The sequence below is a fragment of the Mycobacterium colombiense genome (assembly GCF_001672755.1).
Taxonomy (GTDB): domain Bacteria; phylum Actinomycetota; class Actinomycetes; order Mycobacteriales; family Mycobacteriaceae; genus Mycobacterium; species Mycobacterium colombiense_C.
This window is the reverse complement of sequence record NZ_LZKI01000052.1, coordinates 34,443-55,392: the sequence shown is the minus strand read 5'-3', so window position 1 is coordinate 55,392 and position 20,950 is coordinate 34,443. Positions and strand designations below refer to the sequence as shown.

At 66.8% G+C, this 20,950-nt stretch carries 17 protein-coding genes; 10 read left to right on the top strand and 7 right to left on the bottom strand.

Annotation, left to right across the window (positions count from 1 at the left end):
- Positions 1-85: 85 nt before the first annotated feature.
- The gene (locus tag A5708_RS06980) at positions 86-709 is read left to right on the top strand and encodes a hypothetical protein (protein WP_065027918.1); all 624 of its coding nucleotides are present in this window, start codon (positions 86-88) and stop codon (positions 707-709) included.
- Between the two features lie 29 nt (positions 710-738).
- Complete coding sequence (locus A5708_RS06975) at positions 739-1,230, top strand: DUF2231 domain-containing protein (protein WP_065027917.1); 492 nt, start codon at positions 739-741, stop codon at positions 1,228-1,230.
- 43 nt (positions 1,231-1,273) lie between these two features.
- Here A5708_RS06975 and A5708_RS06970 read toward each other — a convergent pair whose 3' ends face one another.
- Positions 1,274-1,750 carry a nitroreductase family deazaflavin-dependent oxidoreductase gene (locus A5708_RS06970; RefSeq protein WP_065027916.1) on the bottom strand — a complete coding sequence of 159 codons (477 nt, stop codon included), beginning with the start codon at positions 1,748-1,750 and terminating at the stop codon, positions 1,274-1,276.
- A gap of 135 nt (positions 1,751-1,885) precedes the next feature.
- Here A5708_RS06970 and A5708_RS06965 point away from each other — a divergent pair, with 135 nt between their 5' ends.
- The 8 genes from A5708_RS06965 to A5708_RS06930 all read left to right on the top strand — a co-directional run bounded on the left by A5708_RS06965 (position 1,886) and on the right by A5708_RS06930 (position 13,279).
- Positions 1,886-2,608: a TetR family transcriptional regulator gene (locus A5708_RS06965; RefSeq protein WP_065027915.1), complete on the top strand. Its 723-nt coding sequence runs from the start codon at positions 1,886-1,888 to the stop codon at positions 2,606-2,608.
- Complete coding sequence (locus A5708_RS06960) at positions 2,605-3,828, top strand: cytochrome P450 (protein WP_065027914.1); 1,224 nt, start codon at positions 2,605-2,607, stop codon at positions 3,826-3,828. Before A5708_RS06965 ends, A5708_RS06960 begins: the two co-directional genes overlap by 4 nt.
- Complete coding sequence (locus tag A5708_RS06955) at positions 3,822-4,769, top strand: SDR family oxidoreductase (RefSeq protein ID WP_065027913.1); 948 nt, start codon at positions 3,822-3,824, stop codon at positions 4,767-4,769. Before A5708_RS06960 ends, A5708_RS06955 begins: the two co-directional genes overlap by 7 nt.
- A 19-nt stretch (positions 4,770-4,788) precedes the next feature.
- The gene (gene car, locus A5708_RS06950; RefSeq protein ID WP_081292844.1) at positions 4,789-8,292 is read left to right on the top strand and encodes a carboxylic acid reductase; all 3,504 of its coding nucleotides are present in this window, start codon (positions 4,789-4,791) and stop codon (positions 8,290-8,292) included.
- Positions 8,293-8,326: 34 nt separating this feature from the next.
- The gene (locus A5708_RS06945) at positions 8,327-9,499 is read left to right on the top strand and encodes an amidohydrolase family protein (RefSeq protein ID WP_065027912.1); all 1,173 of its coding nucleotides are present in this window, start codon (positions 8,327-8,329) and stop codon (positions 9,497-9,499) included.
- Entirely contained in the window at positions 9,496-10,731 is a 1,236-nt protein-coding gene (locus A5708_RS06940) for a M24 family metallopeptidase (protein ID WP_065027911.1), read from the top strand. Before A5708_RS06945 ends, A5708_RS06940 begins: the two co-directional genes overlap by 4 nt.
- Complete coding sequence (locus A5708_RS06935; RefSeq protein ID WP_065027910.1) at positions 10,721-11,842, top strand: M24 family metallopeptidase; 1,122 nt, start codon at positions 10,721-10,723, stop codon at positions 11,840-11,842. The genes A5708_RS06940 and A5708_RS06935 overlap by 11 nt, the downstream gene beginning before the upstream one ends.
- 75 nt (positions 11,843-11,917) lie before the next feature.
- Positions 11,918-13,279, top strand: coding sequence for an HNH endonuclease signature motif containing protein (locus A5708_RS06930; protein WP_065027909.1), 1,362 nt, complete (start codon positions 11,918-11,920; stop codon positions 13,277-13,279).
- Here A5708_RS06930 and A5708_RS06925 read toward each other — a convergent pair.
- Genes A5708_RS06925 through A5708_RS06900 form a run of 6 tightly spaced genes read right to left on the bottom strand, consistent with a single transcriptional unit; the run spans position 13,276 to position 20,738 of the window.
- Positions 13,276-14,553, bottom strand: coding sequence for a hypothetical protein (locus A5708_RS06925; RefSeq protein WP_065027934.1), 1,278 nt, complete (start codon positions 14,551-14,553; stop codon positions 13,276-13,278). The two genes, A5708_RS06930 and A5708_RS06925, sit on opposite strands and share 4 nt — an antisense overlap.
- 19 nt (positions 14,554-14,572) lie before the next feature.
- Positions 14,573-15,334, bottom strand: a complete 762-nt coding sequence (locus A5708_RS06920) for an SDR family NAD(P)-dependent oxidoreductase (RefSeq protein WP_065027908.1) — start codon at positions 15,332-15,334, stop codon at positions 14,573-14,575.
- A complete protein-coding gene (locus A5708_RS06915; protein WP_065027907.1) occupies positions 15,331-17,682 on the bottom strand; it encodes a CaiB/BaiF CoA transferase family protein in 2,352 nt (783 codons plus the stop codon). The genes A5708_RS06920 and A5708_RS06915 overlap by 4 nt, the downstream gene beginning before the upstream one ends.
- A gap of 19 nt (positions 17,683-17,701) precedes the next feature.
- A complete protein-coding gene (locus A5708_RS06910; RefSeq protein ID WP_064877274.1) occupies positions 17,702-18,670 on the bottom strand; it encodes an enoyl-CoA hydratase/isomerase family protein in 969 nt (322 codons plus the stop codon).
- A gap of 29 nt (positions 18,671-18,699) precedes the next feature.
- On the bottom strand, positions 18,700-19,536 hold the full coding sequence (locus A5708_RS06905) for a mycofactocin-coupled SDR family oxidoreductase (protein WP_065027906.1): 837 nt from the start codon (positions 19,534-19,536) through the stop codon (positions 18,700-18,702).
- Positions 19,536-20,738, bottom strand: coding sequence for a cytochrome P450 (locus A5708_RS06900; RefSeq protein WP_065027905.1), 1,203 nt, complete (start codon positions 20,736-20,738; stop codon positions 19,536-19,538). Before A5708_RS06900 ends, A5708_RS06905 begins: the two co-directional genes overlap by 1 nt.
- Positions 20,739-20,950: the final 212 nt, after the last annotated feature.

The window sequence follows — 20,950 nt, the reverse complement described above, 5'->3', positions numbered from 1 at the left end:
GCATACCCTGCCGCGCAGCCCTGTACTGTGCGATCGAAGGAATCCGACTTTATCGCCAGGAAGGCCTGGAAGGGAGCTGGATGCGATGAGGATGTCAGGAACGGTGATCGCGGGTGTCGCCGTGACGACGGCACTGGCGGTATCGATGACCGGCTGTGGGAGCAACAAGCCGCAGCCGTCGCCGTCGAAGTCCACCTCGGCAACCTCGGCCCCCAGCAGCCCCGGCTCGGCACCGGCGTCATCGGCGCCGGCCCAGCCCAACGAGTACGACAAGTTGCTCATCCAGCCCAGTGACATCAACGCCCCGGTCCCCTTCACCGCCTCGCCTCCGACCGGCAACCCCAACGGCCAGCCGGGCGTAGCGACCACCTTCAAGGACGACGACGGTAGCCACGCGATCAAGGTGACCATCCAGGTCTACGACGACCCCGACTCCGCCACGAACGCGTTGAACGCCGCGAAGGGGCAACAGGGCGGCATGATCAAAGATCCGTCTACGCAACCGTCGAACATCGGCAGCGGCGGAACGATGTTGATGGGCAACACCCCGGACCGCAGCAAGGGCGTGGTCCTCCTGCTCTTCACCGAGGGCAAGGCGCTCGCCACGCTGGAGTTCGACGGCCCGACCGACACGCTGGCCCCGCCGGAATTCGTCAATGACGTCGGCCAGAAGCAGGATGCGGCCATCAAGAAGGGGCTCGGCAGCTAGCCGCTGCCCCACCACCATCGGGGGACGCCATGAACGTCATCAACGGCATGCCGGCGCACGCACTCCTGCTGCATTTCGTGTTGGTGCTGGTGCCGCTCACCGCCCTGCTGGAGATCGCCTGCGGGTTATGGCCCGCGGCGCGGCGCGGGCAGTTGATGTGGCTCACGCTGGCGCTGGCCGTGGTCACCATGGTGTTGACGCCCATCACCATCAACGCCGGCGGATGGCTCTACGGCCTGAGAACGAATCCGAGCCCGATCCTGCGCGAACATGCTGAGCGCGGCGGCCTGATGACCTACTTCTCCGCCGCGCTGCTGGTCGCCGCCGTCGTGCTGGTCGTCGTGCGGGTGATCGAACGCCGGTCCGACAAGGGCCGCGTCGCCACCCGGATACTCGTCGCGATTGTGGTGCTGGCGGTGGGGATCGCGTCGATGGTCCAGATCTACCGCGTGGGCGACGCCGGTGCGCAGTCGGTCTGGGGCACCGAGATCGCGCGCCTGACGAAGAACCACCAGGGCTGACGACGCCGATCGCGGCAGAACGCGTCGGCGTGGACCGAAAAACTCACGGGGCCGGCGTGAGGAGAAACAGCCGGAACCGGCGCGCGCCGGCGCGTTCCTGGGCGAGGCGATAATTCGGCCAGGACGCCAGTGCCTGGGCCCACGCTTCGTCGCGCTCCGCACCACCGAGCAGCCGCACCGATGCCACGAACCGGTGGCCACGACGGCGCACGGTGACACGTTGCGCCGCTTTCAGATTCGCCGCCCAGGACGGGTGGCGCACGCGCCCCCAGTTCGATCCGACCAACAGCAGGCCGTCGCGAAAGGGTACATACTGCACGGTCGCGCTGCGGGCGAGACCGGTCTTGCGACCGGAAATGGTGATCCGCACGTTGGGCAGGCCGGCCAGATCCAACGCGCCGAGCCGTCCACCGGTCAGGAAACGAAGCACGGATTCGAGCCCCTCGACGATCTGGTGACCGCTCAGAACCAGCACGCGGTAGGCCGTCGGGTTGCGCGCCAGCCGCTGCAGCAGATTCATGGGCATGACTGTATTCGCCGGCCGCCGGGTCAGGGCGTCCCGGCGATGAAATGCCGCTGACGAACCAAGCTTTCGGTGAGCATCCGCACACGACCCGCCGGGATAAATAAATTGCTTGATTTAACCCGGCGCGAGGTGTTCACTGAGGCGATGACTGCCGAACGGGCCGCTCGCTCCGACAGGTCGACGGGCACCCGAGAGGCGATCTTGTCGGCCGCCGAGGTGCTTTTCGCCGAGCGGGGCATGTACGCCGTGTCCAACCGGCAGATCAGCGAAGCGGCCGGCCAGGGCAACAACGCCGCGGCGTGCTACCACTTCGGCACCAGGGTCGACCTGCTCCGCGCGATCGAAAGCAAGCATCGCGAGCCGATCGAGGAGCTGCGCGCCCAGATGCTGGCCGCAATCGGCGATTCGACCGAGTTACGCGACTGGGTCGGCGCCCTGGTGCGCCCGTTGACCGACCACCTGTCCGCGCTGGGCTCCCCGACCTGGTACGCCCGATTCGCCGCGCAGGCCATGGCCGATCCGACCTACCGCCATGTGGTCACCAGAGACGCACTGGCGTCGCCGTTGCTGGTGCAGACGCTTGACGGCATCAACCGCTGCCTGCCGGAGCTGCCCAAGCGGGTGCGTTCGGAACGAATGGTGATGGTGCGCAACCTGCTCATGCACACCTGCGCGGAACACGAAGGCGCGCTCGCCGAAAGCGGACCGCGGTCGCGTTCGGCGTGGCCGGTGGCCGGCGAAGGGCTGATCGACGCGATCGTCGGCCTGTGGCGCGCGCCGGTTCACGTGGGCGCGGCCGGCGGCCAGCCCACGCAGACGACCGCGCAGGCCGACAACCGAGGAGCACGATGACCGAAGGACCCACCGCCACCGATATTCCGGAGTTCCCGATGACACGGGCGCCGGGCTGCCCGTTCGCGCCGCCTCCGAAGGTGTTGGAGCTCAACGCCGACAAGCAGCTGAGCAGGGTCCGGATCTGGGACGACAGCACGCCGTGGCTGATCCACGGCTACGACGCGATACGCGCCCTGTTCACCGATTCCCGCACCAGCGTCGACGACCGGCTGCCCGGCTATCCGCACTGGAACGCGGGCATGCTGGCCACGGTGCACAAGCGCCCGCGCTCGGTGTTCACCTCCGACGCCGAAGAACACACCCGGTTCCGCCGGATGCTGTCTAAACCGTTCACGTTCAAGCGAGTTGAAGCGCTGCGGCCGGCGGTGCAGAAGATCACCGACGACCACATCGACGCCCTGCTGGCGGGCCCGAAGCCGGGCGACATCGTCAGCACCCTCTCGCTGCCGGTCCCCTCCCTGGTCATCAGCGAACTGCTGGGCGTGCCCTACGAGGACGCGGAGTTCTTCCAGACCCAAGCCCAGCGGGGAATGGGCCGCTACGCGACCGAGGAGGACACCGCACAGGGCGCCGCCTCGTTGGCGAAGTATCTGGCCAACCTGGTTCGGACCAAGATGCAAAGCCCGTCAGAGGATTTGGTATCCGACCTGGCTGAGCGGGTCAACGCCGAAGAGATCAGCGTGCGCGAGGCCGCACAGTTGGCCACCGGCGTGCTGATCGCGGGCCACGAGACCACCGCGAACATGATCAGCCTGAGCATTGCGGCGTTGCTCGAACACCCGGATCAACGAGCGGTGCTGCGTGACGCCGATGACCCGAAGGTGGTTGCCACCGCGGTCGAAGAGCTGATGCGCTATCTGAGCATCATCCAGACCGGTCAGCGGCGAATCGCCGTCGAGGACATAGAGATCGGCGGCGAGACGATCCGCGCCGGCGACGGCATCATCCTGGACGTCGCCCCGGCCAACTGGGACGACCGCCAGTTCCCCAACCCGGACCGGCTGGACCTGCTCCGCGAGGACGGGCCGCACGTCGGGTTCGGCTACGGTCGCCATCAGTGTGTGGGTCAGCAGCTGGCCCGCATGGAACTGCAGATCGTCTTGCCCACGCTGCTCCGCCGCATTCCGACACTGCAGCTTGCCGTGCCGCTGAATGACTTGCCGTTCAAACATGACGCACTGGCGTACGGCCTTTACGAGCTGCCCGTGACATGGTGAAGCCCGATCTGTCGCTGGACGTTCCAGATCTGCGTGGCAGGTTTGCCGTGGTGACCGGGGCCAACAGCGGTTTGGGGTTCGGGTTGGCCAAGCGCCTGTCGGCCGCCGGTGCCGACGTCGTGATGGCGATTCGCGACCGGGGCAAGGGCGAACGGGCGATCGCCGAGATCCGCCGGGAGGTGCCGGAGGCCAAGCTCAGCATCAGGCAGCTCGACCTGGCGTCGCTGTCCAGCGTCGCCGCGCTGGGCGAGGAGCTGACCGCAGAAGGTCGCCCGATCGACATCCTGATCAACAACGCGGGCGTCATGACACCCCCGCAACGGCAGGAAACCGGCGACGGCTTCGAATTGCAGTTCGGGACAAACCATTTAGGCCATTTCGCGTTGACCGGACGGCTGCTGGGTCTGCTGCGGGCCGCGGAATCCGCACGCGTGGTGACGGTCAGCAGCATCGCCGCCACCCAGGGCAGTATCGACTTCGGCGACGTCAACGCCGAACACGGCTACAAACCCATGCGCTCCTACGGGATTGCCAAATTGGCGCAGCTGATGTTCGCCGTCGAATTGGATCGGCGCAGCCGCGCGGGTGGATGGGGGCTGATGTCCAATGCCGCCCATCCCGGCCTGACCAAGACCAACCTGCTCAGCGGTGCGTCGTACGGCCGCGCTACACCGACGTTGCAGGCCCGGCTGACGCGGCTGACGTGGCGGCTGCTGCCGTTCATGTGGCTCGATATCGACGAAGGCATAAAGCCGACCCTCTACGCCGCGGTGTCGCCGGACGCGCAGGGCGCCACATACTACGGACCGCGCGGCTTCTACGAAACGGTCAGGGGTGGAGTCACTTTCGCGGGCGTCCCGCGGCTGGCGCGCAGCGAGGCCGATATGCGACAGCTGTGGCAGCTTTCCGAGCAGCTCACCGGTGTCAGCTATCCGGGTTGACGTCAGAAAGTGGTGATAGATGGCGTTCGTCGGTCGCAGTGACGTCAAAGATCCTGGTGCACAGCAGGACCAGTGGGAGCGGGTGGCGCGCCGGCGCGAGCGGTTGTACGCCGACGACGAACAGTTCCGCAACACCAAGCCCGACGACGACATCGCCGCCGCCGCGCGCGCACCCGGGTTGCGGATCGCCGAGGTGATGGCGACCGTCCTGCAGGGCTACGCGACAAGGCCCGCGCTCGCGCAGCGCGCTCGCGAGGTCGTCACCGACCCGGCAACCGGGCGTTCGCTGCTGCACTTCCTGCCGCGCTTCGAGACCATCACCTACGCCGACCTGTGGGCGCGCGTGCAGGCCACGGCCGCCGATTGGCATCACCACGAACGCCACCCGGTTCGCGCCGGCGACTTCGTCTGCGTGCTGGGATTCGCCAGCATCGACTACACCGCCATCGAGTGCGCCTGCATCCACCTCGGCGCGGTGGTGGTGCCGTTGCAGACCAGCGCGCCTGCCGCACAGCACGCACCCATCCTCGCCGAGACCCGGCCGCGGATTCTGGCCGTGGGCATCGACAATCTCGCGAGCGCCGTCGAGGCGACGCTGGCGGGCACCGCGCCGGACCGCCTGATCGTCTTCGACTACGAACCGCGCGACGACGAGCAGCGCGCCGGCTTCGAGGCCGCGGTCGCGCGGCTGTCCGAGGCCGACAGTGCGCTGACCATCGAGACGATCGACACCGTCGCCACCCATGGCGCGGTCCTGCCACCCGCGCCCCTGCACGTCGCCGCGGAAGGCGACGATCCGTTGGCATGGGTGTTCTACACGTCGGGCAGCACCGGCACCCCCAAGGGCGCGATGTTCACCGAGAGCCTGTGCATCGGAACCTGGTTGGCGCAGTCCGATCAGCCGGTCATCACGTTGAGCTACATGCCGATGAGCCATTTGATCGGGTACGGGTACGTCATCCTGACCCTGGCCAACGGGGGCACCAGCTACTTCGCCGCCAAGAGCGACCTGTCGACACTGTTCGAGGACCTGGCACTGGTGCGGCCCACCTCCATGAGCCTGGTGCCGCGGGTGTGCGAGATGTTCTACCACCACTACCAGCGCGAGCTGGACCGCGCCCTGATGGCCGGCGCCGACCCCGACGCCGCCGGACCACAGATCACCGCGGCTATCCGGGAAGAGATCCTGGGTGGCCGCGTGCTGGCGGTGGGTTGCGGCTCGGCCGCGTTGTCGCCGGAGATCAAGGAGTTCATGGAAGAGGTGCTCGACCAGCACCTGCTCATCGGCTATTCGTCCACCGAGATCGCCGGCGGAATGATCGTTGCCGACGAGCACGTGCTGCGCCCGCCGGTCATCGACTACAAGCTGCTCGACGTCCCCGAGCTCGGCTACTTCAACACCGACAAGCCTTATCCGCGAGGGGAATTGGCGGTCAAGTCGGCGCGCTTCATGGCCGGCTACTACAACCGGCCCGATTTGACCGCGACGATGTTCGACGCGGACGGCTACTACAAGACCGGCGACATCATGGCCGAGGTCGGACCGGACCGGCTGCGCTACGTCGACCGCCGCAACAATGTGATCAAGCTCGCCCAGGGTGAGTTCGTCGCGGTCTCCCGCCTGGAGGCGCTGTACTCGACCAGCCCCCTGATCCATCAGATCTACATCTACGGCAACAGCGCCCGCTCGTTCCTGCTCGCCGTGGTCGTGCCGACCCACGACGGCGCCGACCCGGCCGCGATCGCCCAGTCGCTGCGCCAGGTCGCACGCGACAACCAACTCAACGGCTACGAACTGCCCCGCGACTTCCTCATCGAGACGGAGCCGTTCAGCCTGGCCAACGGATTGCTGTCCGGCGTCGGAAAGTTCTTGCGGCCCAAGCTCAAAGCGCGCTACGGCGACAGGCTGGAAGAGCTCTATGCGCGCATCGCCGACGACCAACTCGGGCAGCTTCGCGTCCTGCGCACCGGCGGCGCCGATCAGCCGGTGCTGGCGACCGTTACCAAAGCGGTCCAGGCCACCCTGGGTATCGCCGCGGCCGACGTGTCCCCGGAGGCGAGGTTCATCGACCTGGGCGGTGATTCCCTTTCGGCGCTGACCTTTTCGACCCTGCTCGCCGACATCTATGGCATCGAGGTTCCGGTCGGCGTGGTGATCGACCCGACCGGAGACCTGCTCACCATCGCCGGCCTCATCGAACGGCAGCGCGCCCCGGGCACCGGCCGGCCCACGTACGCATCCGTGCACGGTGCCGGCACCGCCGAGGTGCACGCCGAGGACCTGACCCTGAACAAATTCATCGATGACGACATCCTGAAATCGGCGATGTTGCTGTCGCAGCCGACGGCCGAGGTTCGCACCGTCTTGCTCACCGGCGCAACCGGATTCCTGGGCCGGTTCCTGGCCATGGAATGGCTCGAGGGCCTCGCCGAATCGGGCGGCACCCTGATCTGCCTGACCCGGGGCGCCGACGCCACGCGGGCCCGCCAGCGGATCGAAGCGGTGCTGGGCTCGGACCCGGCGCTGCTGGAACGCTTCCGGGCCCTGGCCGCCGATCATCTCGACGTCGTCGCGGGTGACATCGGCGAGCCGAGGTTCGGGCTGGACGAGGCGACGTGGCGGCGCCTGACCGACACGGTCGATCTCGTCGTGCACCCGGCGGCGCACGTCAACCACGTGCTGCCCTACCGCCAGTTGTTCGCGCCGAACGTGGCTGGCACCGCAGAAATCATCCGGCTGGCAATCACGCGCCGGCTCAAGCCGATTCACTACGTCTCCACGATGGGGGTCAGCGCCGTCGCACATCAGCTCGTGGACGAGGAGACCGACATCCGCCGCTCGGTGCCCAGCTGCACGGTCGACGACCGTTACGCCAACGGCTACGGCATCAGCAAGTGGGCGGGCGAGGTCCTGATGCGCGAGGCACACGACCTGTGCGGCTTGCCCATTGCGGTGTTCCGCCCCGGCATGATCCTGGCCGACCGCCGCTACGCGGGACAGCTCAACGTGCCCGACATCTTCACCCGGTTGCTGTTCAGCCTGGTCGCCACCGGAGTCGCTCCACGCTCGTTCTATCGGGGTGGCGGTGGTCGCCCGCACTACGAGGGTCTGCCGGTCGATTTCCTGGCCGACGCGATCGCCGCGATCGGGCCACAGCACGGCAGCAGCTTCGACACCTACAACACGACCAATCCGCACGACGACGGAATCTCGCTGGATACGTTCGTCGACTGGATCATCGCGGCGGGATTTCCGGTGGAAAAGATCGACGATTATGCGGCCTGGCTCGCTCGGTTCGAGACGGCGATGCGTGCTCTTCCGGAGAATCAGCGCGGACCGTCGGTGCTGACGGTGCTCGACGTCTACCGTGAACCCATGGCCGCGATGGCGGGATCGCCGGTGCCCGGAGCGCGATTCCGGGGGGCCGTCCATGCCGCCGGGCGTGCGATCCCCCACCTGTCGAGGGAGCTCATCGACAAATACCTGGCTGATCTCCAGCGGATCGGTGTGCTGACCCGCTGAACGCGAACTGATCTCCGAAAACGAAGGGACGACGATGTCCAGCCCAGCCCCAACGCTTTACCCCGAAGGCGTGATCGGTGCACCCAAGGACCGGCGCGGCCACGCGGCGGAGTTCAGCACCGGCCTGCCGGCGGGCACCGAGGTGTTCTCCGCCGACAACCACATCTCGGTGGCCGACGACATCTTCTACGAAGGCTTTCCCGCCGAGTTGAAGGATCAGGCGCCCCGGATCTGGTACGAGGACGGTGCGTATCTGCTCGGCCCGCCCGGGCAGTCGATGGTGGTCGGCGATTTCAGCGCGGTGCTGATGCAATACGACGACCTGGCCGGGGCCGCCACCAACAACGTCGACGCCCGGGTTCGCGAGCTCGCCGAGGACGGCGTCGACAAGGAACTGGCCTTCCCCAACGCGGTGCTTGCGCTGTTCCACCACCCCGACCACGAGATTCGCGAGCGGATCTTCCGCGTCTACAACGAGCACATCGCCGGCGTCCAGGAGCGCTCCAAGGGCCATTGCTACGGGGTTGGGCTGATCAACTGGTGGGACCCGGCCGGGGCGCAGCGCACGCTCGCTGAGCTGAAGGCGTTGGGGCTCAAGACGTTTCTGATGCCGATCAGCCCCGGAAACGATCGCGACGGGCTGCCCATCGACTATTCGAGCACGGCGATGAGCGCGGTATGGGACGAGATCGAGGAGGCCGGGCTGCCCGTCACCCACCACATCGGCGAGAGCCAGCCCAAATTCCCCAGCGAGGTCAACAGCGTCGCGGTGGCCATGATGGTCAACATCGACTCGTTCCGGGAGATGTTCTCCAAGTACATCTTCGGCGGCATCCTGGACCGGCATCCGCGACTGCGGATCGGCTGGTTCGAGGGCGGAATCGCTTGGGTCCCAACCGCTCTGCAGGACGCCGAGCACGTGCTGGCCTCCTATCGGCACATGCTGGCCCACCAGCCGGCACGTGACGTCCGGCATTACTGGGACACACATATGTGCGCCTCGTTCATGGTCGATCCGCTGGGGCTGCGGCAGATCGACGAGATCGGTATCGGCAAGGTGATGTGGTCGTCCGATTACCCGCACAACGAAAGCACTTTCGGCTATTCGGAGCGTTCGCTGGCCGCGGTGGTCGACGCGGTCGGTCCCGAGGACGCCGTCCGAGTTGTCGGTGGCAACATCAAGAACTTCCTGGGGATCCCCACATGACGAATTCGGTTACTGCCCGCGCCTCGGTGCTCGACATCCCCGATGAGCCGGATTGGGCGCGCATGCGCACAGAGATCGGCGCGCGGTTGCGATCCGCCATGGCCGAACACGGTGTCGATGCCCTGATCCTGCTGATGAACGGCTACGTCGGCTACGCGACCGGCGCCAGCTGGCCCCTCCTGGACGCCGGCCTGTCACACGTGGAGCGCCCGGTCGCCGTCGTCCTCGCCGACGACGTGCATCCGCACCTGTTCATGCCGTTCCGCAGCGGGGCGTCCGCGCAGTATCCCGTGCCCGACGACCATCTGCACGGTCCCGCCTACCTCGAATTCGAGCACGGTGTCCAGGATTTCGCGCGAAAGCTGGCCGGGCTCGTCCCGCCGGGGTCCAACGTCGCCGTCGACGAACTCACCGGTGCGATGCGGCGGGCGGCGGCCAAGCTGTTTCCCGCGGGTGCGCCGACCGACGCGGCGATCGTGCTCGGCGCCGCGCAACTGGTGAAGACCCGGGACGAGTTGTCTTGTCTGCGTCGGGCGGCCCGCATCACCGAACGGGCGATCGTCGACGTGCAGCAGGCGTTGAAACCCGGTGTGCGTCAGATCGATCTTTCGGCCACGTTCGTGCGTCGCGCATTCGAGCTTGGCGCCACCACCAACATGCTGGAGGCCATCTGGCAGGTGATGCCGAGCTCGCGGGAAGCCGGAGTGTGGACGACCCACGGCGATCTCGCGCTGCCGCTGCTACCCACGGATCGGGAGCTCACCGCGGGCGACGTGCTGTGGACGGATATCAGCATCACCTACCACGGATACTGCTCGGACTTCGGCCGCACCTGGGTGGTCGGCGAGACGCCCACGCCACGACAGCAAGACCAATTCCGGCAGTGGCGCACCATTTTGGACGCCGTGCTCGCGGTCACCAAAGCCGGCGTGACCTCAGGCGACCTGGCGCGCGCTGCGATCGCGGCAAACGGCGGTCGCAAACCGTGGCTGCCGCATTTCTATCTGGGCCACGGCATCGGCACCTACCCCGCCGAAGCGCCGATGATCGGAACGGATCTCGGCGAGGAGTTCGATGACAACTTCGTCTTCCCGCCCGGCATGGTGCTGGTGCTGGAACCCGTGGTGTGGGAGGACGGCACAGGAGGCTACCGCAGTGAGGAGATCGTGGTGATCACCGAAGACGGCTACGCGCCGATCACCGACTACCCGTACACCCCCTATGGCGACTGAAGTACTGCCCGACGCACGGGCGTTGCGGTTGGGCCGGAGGGAACGGGCGCTGGCCGCGATGGACGAGCACGGCCTGGACATCCTGGTGCTCGGCCGGCAGGCCAACATTCGTTACGTCACCGGCGCTCCGCAGCTGTGGATAGCGGGCACCCGACCGTTCGGTCCGATGTGTGTGCTGGTGCGCTCCACCGGAGACATCTACCTCAACAGCACCGACGACGAGGGCGTTCCGGAAGAGATCGGCCACGATCACCTGTACGGTCTGGCCTGGAACCCGATGACGCTCATCGATGTCCTGAAGAAGGTCGACGGCGCCGAGGCGGCGCGGCGGGTCGGAACCGACGCGATCACACCGACTTTCGCCGCGCTGCTGCCCGAGGCGTTTCCCAATGCCCAGCTCGTCGACGCCGAGCCGGCGATGCGTGCGGCGCGACGCATCAAGACGCCCGGCGAAATCGCGGCGATGGATCAGGCCTTGCGCGTCGCCGAACACGGATTGACCACCGCACTGGGCGAATTGGCGCCGGGTGTTGCGGAGCGGACGCTGGCCGGGGTGATGATGGAGGCGATGGCCGCGGGCGGGGTGAGCACTCCGGCCACCCAGGACGCGGCATGGGTCACCTCGCGGGAACAGCCGTGGCGTCGTGCGGCCGCTCACGAGGTCCATCCGGGCGATCTCGTCGCGTTCGCCGCCGGCGCGCTGGCGAATGGCTACGTTGCCGAGGTCGGCCGAACGTGGCCGGCCGGCGATAGCGTCACCGGCGAGGCACGCGCGCTCTTCGAGCGCTCGAATGGGTTGTACGACAGGATGCTTGCCGCATGTCGCCCGGCTGCGTCCACCCGCGATCTACTCGCCGCCTACGAGGGGGCGGGTGAGCCGATCCCGCCGATGCCGGTCGCGCACGGGCTGGGGCTGGGTTTCGACCCGCCCGTGGTGTCCGAAACGCTGGTTGCCGCAGGCGAACACGACGTACTCGAGGCCGGGATGGTGTTGGCGATCACCGGGTACGTGTGGCAGCAAGGCGTTGGCGCCGTGTTCCGCCGAGACACCGTGCACATCACCGGGAGTGGAGTCGAGGTGCTGACCACAAGTCCATCGTGGACTCCGTGAAATAACTTGTGCCACTTGAGTTCCAGTGGTCACAAGCTCACGTTTTTTGTCGGTGGGCTCCGCTAGCTTCGGGGTGTGAGCGTAGATCGGGAGGCCCTGTCCGCGGCGTTTGACGTCATCGACGCTGCCTGCGACGATCTGGTCGGGTACGACTCCGATGCACTGACCGCGCGCGAGCAATTGGCGCTGTTGGAACGCTGCGAGAAGGTGCGTCGCCGGTTGCCGGCAATCGAGCATCCACTCGTCAATTCCCTTGCCCGCCAAGCCCCGTCCGAGGAGCTCGGGGGCACGCTGGCGCATGCGATCACCGAGGCCACGCTGATCAGCCGCTCCGAAGCGTCCCGGCGCATCAAGGAGGCGCGGGATCTGGGTCCACGGCACGGGCTGACCGGCGAACCGCTGGCACCGATGCTGGCCGCCACCGCGGCCGCGCAACGGGACGGCACGGTCGGCACCGGCCAGGTCGCGGTGATCCGCAAGTTCTACCACCAGTTGCCCGGCTGGATAGATGCGGCCACCCGCGAGCAGGCCGAGGCCAAACTCGCCATCGAGGGAACCCGTTATCGGCCCGAACAACTCGGCAAGCTGGCCGACATTCTGGCCGATTGCCTCAACCCCGACGGCACCTTCACCGACGAAGACCGGGCTCGGCAACGCGGCCTGACGCTGGGCAACCAGCAAGCCGACGGCATGTCGCCGCTGCGCGGGTGGCTCACCCCAGAGGCACGCGCCACGTTCGAAGCCGTCTTGGCCAAACTCGCCGCGCCGGGGATGTGCAATCCCCTGGACGACAGCCCGTGCGTCGACGGCGCACCCACCCAGGAAGCCATCGAGCGTGATCCGCGATCAGCCGCCCAACGCCAGCACGACGCGCTCAATGCCGCACTCAGAGGACTGCTCGCGTCGGGAAACCTCGGGCAACACAACGGCTTACCGGCCGCGATCATCGTGACCACAACGCTGCGAGAGCTGGAATCCGCCGCCGGGCACGGCTTGACGGGTGGCGGCACCATCTTGCCGATGAGCGACGTGATCCGCCTGGCTCGCCACGCACACCACTACTTGGCGATCTTCGACAAGGGCAGGGCGCTCGCGCTGTATCACACCAAACGCCTGGCCTCACCCGGACAGCGAATCGTCCTGTACGCCAAGGATCACGGCTGCTCGGCCCCTGGGTGCACCACGCCGGGCTACTACTGCGAAGTCCACCACGTCACCGAATACGCCACGTGCCGCAACACCGACGTCAACGACCTCACGTTCGCCTGCGGACCCCAGCACCGCCTACTGCGACCCGGTGGCTGGACCACCCGCAAGAACGCCCGAGGTGATACCGAATGGCTGCCGCCTCCGCACCTGGACCGGGGAAGGCCCCGCACCAACGTGTTTCACCATCCCGAGAAGCTGCTCCAGGACCGCGACGAGGACGAGCCCTAGGCGACGCGCCCTTCCTCGGCCAGCGCCTCGTCAAGCAGGTCGCCCAGCGGGTGCCGCTGCCACAGCAACAGCAGGTTCGACAGCATCTGCAGGGGTGCGCGCACGCCCTCGTCATCCCTGATCCGCGGATCCATCCGGCTGCACGGCGCGATGTCGAATCGCTTGCGTACCAATGCGGGAACGTCAAGCAACCAGGCCACGCCCATCACCGCCGCATACAGCAGCGTGTGCCGACGCAGCCGGTCCGGCTCCAGGCGCGGACCGCCACAACGCTCGAATTCGGCGACGAACAAGTCCAAAAGGTCGTCGAGATGGGTATCCCACATCTCGTTCTCGGCGCCGGACATCGCCCCCCACAGGGCCATGCCCAGGTTCATCTGGCCGACGCATCCCCAGTCCATCAGGCCGCAGCGCAAAGTGCCGTCGCCATCCCGCCAGAACCACGCGTTGTCGACATTGGCGTTCCAGTGGCACAGCGCGACGTAGTCACCGTCGGCGGCCAAGTGATCCGCGATCGCGTCCTCGAAAAGGGCCAACCGCGGTGCCTCGTCGGCCAATCGCGCCAGGAACTCCGGGGTGCCCACGCCGGCCGGCGCCAGCCCTCGGTGGGTGTCGATGAATTCACCCAGCTGATGCACCCGTCGCTGCAATTTGTCCATCGACAGCGGTGCCCGCTCCCCCACCGTTGCGGACTGCACGTCCAGCGGAAAGTGCTCAATCTGTTCCGCGGGCAGCCGGCCGGACCGGTGCGTGCCCGCAAGCCGCGCGAGGGCGGTCAGCAGCGCGCGGTAATGCTGCAACGGCTCGGGCATCTCGTAGTCGAGGCACTTATGGTATTGGGGTTCGATCCCGTTAGCGCCGAAGCCGATTCGTTCGGTGATCAGGATCCCGGTGCCGCTCTGCGCGTGGTAATCGGCGAACTGCGGGATGGGCACCGCGATGGGGAATCCGGGCGCACGCGCCAGCGAGGCGAATCGGACCTCGGACTCCATCTGGCTCTTTCCGCGGTCGCGCACCGGATTGTCGAGATCGCGGGAGAATTTGACGAACAGCTCGGTATGCAGATTCGGCGCGGGGCGGTCGTATTCGACCGACAGCATCACCTTGCGGCCCGTGCTGCCACCGCCGATCTCGCGAAATTCGCTGATCCGGGCGACGCTGCTCTCCGTGAGCACACCGGAGGCCCGAAACGCGTTGGTGAGGAACGATGCTCCCCCGACGTGCAACGCCGCAGGGTCAGCCGGCAGCGGCAATCCGTGCTGGTCGCCGATCACCCAATGCGAGTCCACGCCGCTACCAGGTCTGCTCGGCGGAGCGCACCAGCATGTGATTGACCGCGACCCGCCGGTCACGCGTCACCATGAACAGCACCGCATCCGCGATGTCCTCGGGCCGCAGCATGACCATGTCGGCGGTCTGCCGTTCGAACGCCTCGCGCGACGTTTCGGCCAGGTGGCTGAAGATTTCGGTGTCGACCGTTCCGGGGCCCACCACTCCGACCCGCACCCGCTTGCCGAGCACCTCCTGCCGAAGACCCTCACTGAAGGCGTTGACGCCGAACTTGGTCAGCGAATACACCGCCGTGTTCGGCCGGGCCACCCAGCCGGCGGTGGAACTGATGGTGACCAGGTCTGCCACGCCGCGCGGCGAGTCGGCGGCCGCGTCGATCAGGTGGGGAAGCCCCGCGCGGGTGGCGTAGAGGACACCCTGAACGTTGACGGACACCATCTGGTCCCAATCCTGCAGCGACGCCTCGGTCGCGGGCGCCGACTGCATCAGGCCTGCGTTGTTCACCAGGATGTCGAGCCGTCCCAGCTCCGCAGCGGTGCGCTGCACCGCGGCCGCCACCTGTTCGGCATCGGTGACGTCGGCGGCCACCACGAGCGCTGTGCCACCGGCGGATTCGATCTCGGCTTTCAGCTCCGCCAACCGGTCGGCACGGCGTGCGAGCAGGGCCACCGCCGCGCCCTGGGCCGCCAACGCTCGGGCTGTCGCCGCGCCGATGCCGCTGCTGGCGCCGGTAACCAGGGCCGCTGTGCGCGCCAGTGTCGTCATGTCCCGCCCATCGGTTGCTTGCCGAGTATCTCGTGAAGAACGTAGTCAGTGTCCTCGCCCAGGTCCGGCGCACCGCGCGCGATGCGGGCCGGACGGTGCGCCATTCGCCAGGACGGACCCAGCACCGGTCGCTGGCCCTCGCGGTGATCCGTGACGAAGCGGTACAGCTCGCGGTCCCACAGCCGTTGATCGGCAATCACATCCACCGAGGTGGCGCTCTTTGCGGCCGGCACCCCGGCCGCCCGCAGGCGCTCGGCGAGTCGCTCCGCATCCTGGCCTCGGGTGAGCCGGGCGAGGTCCGCATCGAGCGCGTCGGCGTGCTTGTGTCGCGCCTCGCGCCTGGCGTAGGGGGGCTCGTCGGCCAGTGGTGCGGCGCCGAGTGCCTCGCACAACCGGCGCCATTCGGCGTCACTCGCGACGGCCACCGTGATCCACGCCCCATCGGCGCACGGGTAGCAACCATGCGGGCACAGGTCCGGGTTGGCGTTGCCGCTGGGCCCCAGGGGTCGTCCGGTCAGCGATTGCTCCAGCAGGCAGTCACCGATCATCGAAGAGAGGGTCTCCACGGCCGACACGTCGACGAATTGCCCGACGCCACTGAGTTCCCGATGCAGCAGCGCCACCACGGCGGCATAGGCGGCGGCCGCGCCCACCGTCGAGTCGCCGTAGCGCATGCTGGTCCCGAGCGGCGGCCCATCGGGATAGCCGACCAGTGAGGCCGGTCCGGCCAGCGCGGCAAAGCATGGGGCATAACCGGTTTGGTGGCCCATCGGCCCGTCGTTGCCCCACATCTTGATCGACACCGAGATGATGTCGGGCTTGATCTCGGTGAGCTGTTGGTACCCCAGGCCCTGGCGCTCCATGGCGCCCGGGCGCAGGTTGTTGATGACGATGTCGCTGCGGGCGATCAGCTCGCGCAGCCGCGCCATTCCCTCGGCCGACTTGATATCGAGATCCACGCTGAGGATCTCGGGGTTGATGCTCAAGAAATACGGTGCGTGGTTGATGTCGGTGCCGCCGTAGGCGCGCATCTCCTCGGGGCTGGCTCCCGTCTCGATCTTGATGACTTCGGCGCCCAGCATCGCCAGCAGTTTGCCCGCGTACGGGCCGGCCCACACCTTGGTGAGCTCGACGACCCGCACGCCTTCCAGCGGTCCACCCCGGGCATCCCTGGGCGGCTTCAGTTGCGCCGACTTGACCGTCGGGCGGGCGCGCGGGGAGTCGATGCTGTCCAGCACCGACCGGGTGTGCTCACCGAGACCGGGTGCGGCACTGGCGATGTGCGCGGGCGACGCGCTAAATGCGTAGGGCACGGTCGGATACGCCGCTTCACCCAGCACCGGATGGAGAACCCGCTGGAAGAATCCGCGGTGCCGGTATTGGGGCGAGTGATACAGGTCCGCGGCGCCGTTGACGGGCACCAGCGGGACACCGAGCCGCTGGGCCCTTTCCGAGGCCTCGTCTTTGGGCAGGCCGGCAACCCAGCCGGCGAAGCCACGCTGAAATGCGGCGACCTTCTCGGCGGTGACGGAGAACTCCAGCCAGTCATCCTCGAACGTATCGAGCCATTCCGGATGGCCCATCAAGGTTTTCATGCCGGCCCAGTGCGCGCCGCTGGTCATGTACAGGTAGACGAAGCCATCGGCACACTCGAAGAACGAGGCCGGCCCGGCCTGATCGAAATCACCCCGCTCACCGTCGGCCGGTACCTCGCCGGTCACGAGGCGACCCAGGATGCAATCGGCACGTGAGACCAGCACGGCCTGCTGGGAGATGTCGATGAACTCGCCCCGGCCGGTGTGCAGCCGGCCCCAGAGCGACGACGCAACACACAGCGCAGCCTCCAGCCCGGCCTCGTAATCGGCCAGGAAGCGGCCCGGCCCCTGCAGCGGAGGCTTGCCGATGTCCGGGTGGCTCGGGGTGTGGTACCCCCAACCGCTCGCGTGGAACACGTTGATGCTCCGGGCATTATCGAACTCGGAGGCCACCCCTTGGCCGTACGGGGTGATGGAGCAGAAGATTACCGACGGGTGCCGCGCGGACCAGGCCGTGGCCCGGCCGTCGATGACCGCGTCCGCGGTGTCGATCAGCCGGTGCAGCCGCTCGGCGTCGGCCGTCGAACCGAGATCGAGGACGACGGAGCGCTTGTTGGTGTTCAAGTAGGCGAACAACGCGCTGCCTTCGCACCCGTCGGCGAGGACGGGCGCCATGGCGCGGGTCGCGCTGCCGCGCTTCGGCGCCTCGATCTTGATGACCTCGGCGCCGAAGTCGGCCAGCAGCTTCCCGCAGTACTCCCCCGCGACCGATTCGGCTAACTCGACGACCCTGATACCCGTCAGCGCGGACATGCACGCCCCGCCAAAACGGTCAGGGCTTCGCGCGGCCCGAGCGGCTCAGGCGCCACTCCGGCGGGAAGTTCATGTCGTTGTCCTTGACCACGTTGTTGAGGCCCTTGTTGAAAGTGCCTTCGGTGAGGTCAACTTCTTGCGCGTCGTTCTGGATCATCGGCAGCATGCCCTCGACCATGCCGGTCAGCAGGCTGCCGAAGTACTCGCCCTTGTGCTGCTTGTACAGCTCGAGGAAGGTCTTCTGCACCGCGACCGTGTCGGTCGGGCGGGACCGTGAGCACGCCATGGCGTACTTCTCGGTCTCCGCTTCCAGCTGATCGCGTGGCACCACGCTGTTGACGAAGCCGCAGTCGTACATCTCCTTCGCACTGAACGGCCTTCCGGTGAACAGCATCTCGGAGAACTTGCGCAGGCCCATCGTCTCGGCCCACCACCACAGCCGCGGTCCCCACCCCACGTACCGGAAGGCGGGGTGACCGAACAGGGCGTCGTCGGAGGAGATCACCAGGTCGGCGTCGCCGGCCTGGTAGAAGTGCCACCCGTAGCAGTAGCCCTTGGCCTCGATGATGCTGATCTTGCGAAGCTCCTGCAGCGGACGGTTTCCGGCACGGGCCTTGGCGTAGAAGTCGGTGACGGTGGACAGGTAGCGGTACGAACCACCCGGCGGGTACTTGACGTCGTCATCGTTGATCGCGAGCTCGTGATGCAGCGGGAGACCGGGATTCTCCAGCATTGGGCGCTGCTCGGGCAGGTCGCCGCCGCTGCCGAAATCCTGGCCCTCGCCACGGATCACGACCACCTTGACGTCATCGTCCACGTTGCACTTGTGGATCAGGTCCGCGTAGTTCTGCCGCATGCCCAGACTGGTGGCGTTCTGCGCGTCGGGACGATCAAAGGTGATGTAGGCGATCCGGTTCTTCTTGTCTTTCTCGAACTTGATGTACTGCTCGGCTTCCTTCTTCAGCTTTTCGTAGTCATATTCGGGCATGGGCTTCTTCTTTCACTTGGGGTTGACGCCTATTTGAGCAAGCTGCCCGCATCGACGGGAAGCGAAACGCCGGTGACATAACGAGATTCGTCAGAGGCGAGGAACAGGACAGCATTGCTGATGTCGGTGGCTTCCACCCAAGGCACCGGCAGTGTGTGCATCATTTGCGAGATGGGGGCGAAGTCGTCCGGTCCGGGATTTTCCAGATCCGGGCGAAAGAGCCGATAGGTGTTGTCGTTCATCACCATCGTGGTGCTGACCTGGGTGGGCAGCACCGAATTGACCCTGATCATGTGCGGGCCCAACTCAACGGCGAAGGCCCGCATCAGGCCGATCACGCCGTGCTTGGCGGCGATGTAATGCCCGGTGTTCGGGTAGGCCTTGCGGCCGCCGACCGAACTGGTGAGCACGATGGAGCCACCGCGTCCACCCGAAAGGACATGCGGCACCGCCGCTTTGACGGTATGCCACACGCCGCTGAGGTTGATGTCGATCATGTCCTGCCACACGTCCTCGCGGATCTTGTGCAGCTTCCTGCCATCGGTGCCGACGCCCGCGTTGGCGACGATGATGTCGAGACGGCCGAGCTGTTCGACCCCGCTGTCCACCGCAGCCTTCAGCGCGTCGTAGTCGCGGACGTCCACCTGCGCGGTCACGATCCGCCGGTCGAGGTTCTTGACCAGATCCGCCGTCTCGGCAAGGTCTTCCGGCGTCGAGTGCGGATAGGCCAGGTTGTCGATCGGCCCGCAGACGTCGATCGCGATGATGTCGGCGCCCTCCTGCGCCAGGCGGACGGCGTGACTGCGGCCCTGCCCGCGCGCGGCGCCACTGACGAAAGCGACCTTGCCCTCGACCCGGCCGGTCATCATGGCACCAGGGAAGGCATGCACTCCCAGCCGCGGACCGTGGAGGTCGGGCTGAGGACTGCTTTGGTCAGGTCGACCTCCCACTCGGGGAATCGTTTCAGGATCTCCTCCAGCGCGACGCGGCCTTCCAGGCGGGCCAGCGCCGATCCCAGACAGAAGTGAGTCCCCATGCTGAAGGTGAGGTGCGGACGGACGGTGCGATGAATGTTGAAATCGCCTGCGTCCGGCCCGAACTGGGCCTCGTCGCGGCACGCCGATCCGATGAGCATCATCATCACGCTGCCTTCGGGCACCGTCTGGTCGTGCACCGTGACGTCACGGGTCACGTAGCGCGACACGTGCGGTGCCGGCGGCTCGTATCGCAGCAATTCCTCGATGGCCTGCGGGATGAGCGTCGGGTTCTCGACGAGGTCCCGGCGCTGATCGGGGTGTTCGGCGAGAACCTTTCCGGACCAACCGATCAGCCGCGTTGTCGTTTCGTTGCCAGCCCCCGCAACGACGTTGAGGTACACCAGGATCTCTTCGCGAGACAGCCGCCGGGTGGTCCCGGTTTCGTCCACGAATTCGACGTTGAGGAGCTCGGTCATGATGTCGTCGGACGGGTGGTCGGCGCGCCAATCAATGTAGGCCTCGAACTGCTCACCCACGGCCAGGCCGTGCTCGGCGGCGCTCATGGGCTTGCCGGCCTCGGTGCGCAACTGGGCGTTGCCCCGGTCGCGGATGTACTCCTGGTCGTCTTCGGGGATGCCGAGCAGCATGCTGATCACCTTCATCGGCATCTGCGCACCCAGATCGGCGACGAAGTCGAAACGGCCCGAGCCCACCAGCGGATCCAGCAGTTGAGCGCAGAAGTCGCGGATCATCGGCTCGAGCGCGGCAATCCGGCGTGGGGTGAACATGCGCGACAACAGCTTGCGGTGCACGTCGTGAATCGGCGGGTCTTCGAAGATCAACATGCCCGGCGGGATTTCGAGGTTGGCCTTGATCAGCTCGAGGATCGCGCCGCGCGCGGAGCTGTAGGTGTCGTGGTCGACAAGCGCCCTGCTGACGTCGGCGTAGCGGCTCACCGCGTAAAAGTCGTATTCGGCGTTGTAATAAAGCGGCGCCTCTTCGCGCAATCGCGCGAACATCGGATACGGGTCGGCGATCAGCCCGACATCGTATGGATCGAACCGAACATGGCTATCGGTGCTCGCCGTCACGAAAACCCTCCTACCGCTGCAGTTTTGGATGCCCGCATGACCTGCACCAGGGCTAGCGCTGCCAGCGTCGCAGCGCTGGATTCGGTCGAGGGCAATTTATACACTCCGCTTAATTGCGTCGCTCTGACTTCTGCACAAGCGCGGGAGAAAACGACGCATGAACGTAGGCCTACTCTATTCTCGTAGAGAACCATACAGCGGATGCCGTGGCA

Bases quoted from the DNA above. Each gene is read 5' to 3' on its own strand.
- A5708_RS06940 (WP_065027911.1), top strand. From the start codon at position 9,496: ATGACGAATTCGGTTACTGCCCGCGCCTCGGTGCTCGACATCCCCGAT.
- A5708_RS06910 (WP_064877274.1), bottom strand. From the start codon at position 18,670: ATGCCCGAATATGACTACGAAAAGCTGAAGAAGGAAGCCGAGCAGTAC.
- car (WP_081292844.1), top strand. From the start codon at position 4,789: ATGGCGTTCGTCGGTCGCAGTGACGTCAAAGATCCTGGTGCACAGCAG.
- A5708_RS06920 (WP_065027908.1), bottom strand. From the start codon at position 15,334: ATGACGACACTGGCGCGCACAGCGGCCCTGGTTACCGGCGCCAGCAGC.
- A5708_RS06980 (WP_065027918.1), top strand. From the start codon at position 86: ATGAGGATGTCAGGAACGGTGATCGCGGGTGTCGCCGTGACGACGGCA.
- A5708_RS06960 (WP_065027914.1), top strand. From the start codon at position 2,605: ATGACCGAAGGACCCACCGCCACCGATATTCCGGAGTTCCCGATGACA.
- A5708_RS06915 (WP_065027907.1), bottom strand. From the start codon at position 17,682: ATGTCCGCGCTGACGGGTATCAGGGTCGTCGAGTTAGCCGAATCGGTC.
- A5708_RS06905 (WP_065027906.1), bottom strand. From the start codon at position 19,536: ATGACCGGCCGGGTCGAGGGCAAGGTCGCTTTCGTCAGTGGCGCCGCG.
- A5708_RS06935 (WP_065027910.1), top strand. From the start codon at position 10,721: ATGGCGACTGAAGTACTGCCCGACGCACGGGCGTTGCGGTTGGGCCGG.
- A5708_RS06945 (WP_065027912.1), top strand. From the start codon at position 8,327: ATGTCCAGCCCAGCCCCAACGCTTTACCCCGAAGGCGTGATCGGTGCA.
- A5708_RS06975 (WP_065027917.1), top strand. From the start codon at position 739: ATGAACGTCATCAACGGCATGCCGGCGCACGCACTCCTGCTGCATTTC.
- A5708_RS06970 (WP_065027916.1), bottom strand. From the start codon at position 1,750: ATGAATCTGCTGCAGCGGCTGGCGCGCAACCCGACGGCCTACCGCGTG.
- A5708_RS06955 (WP_065027913.1), top strand. From the start codon at position 3,822: ATGGTGAAGCCCGATCTGTCGCTGGACGTTCCAGATCTGCGTGGCAGG.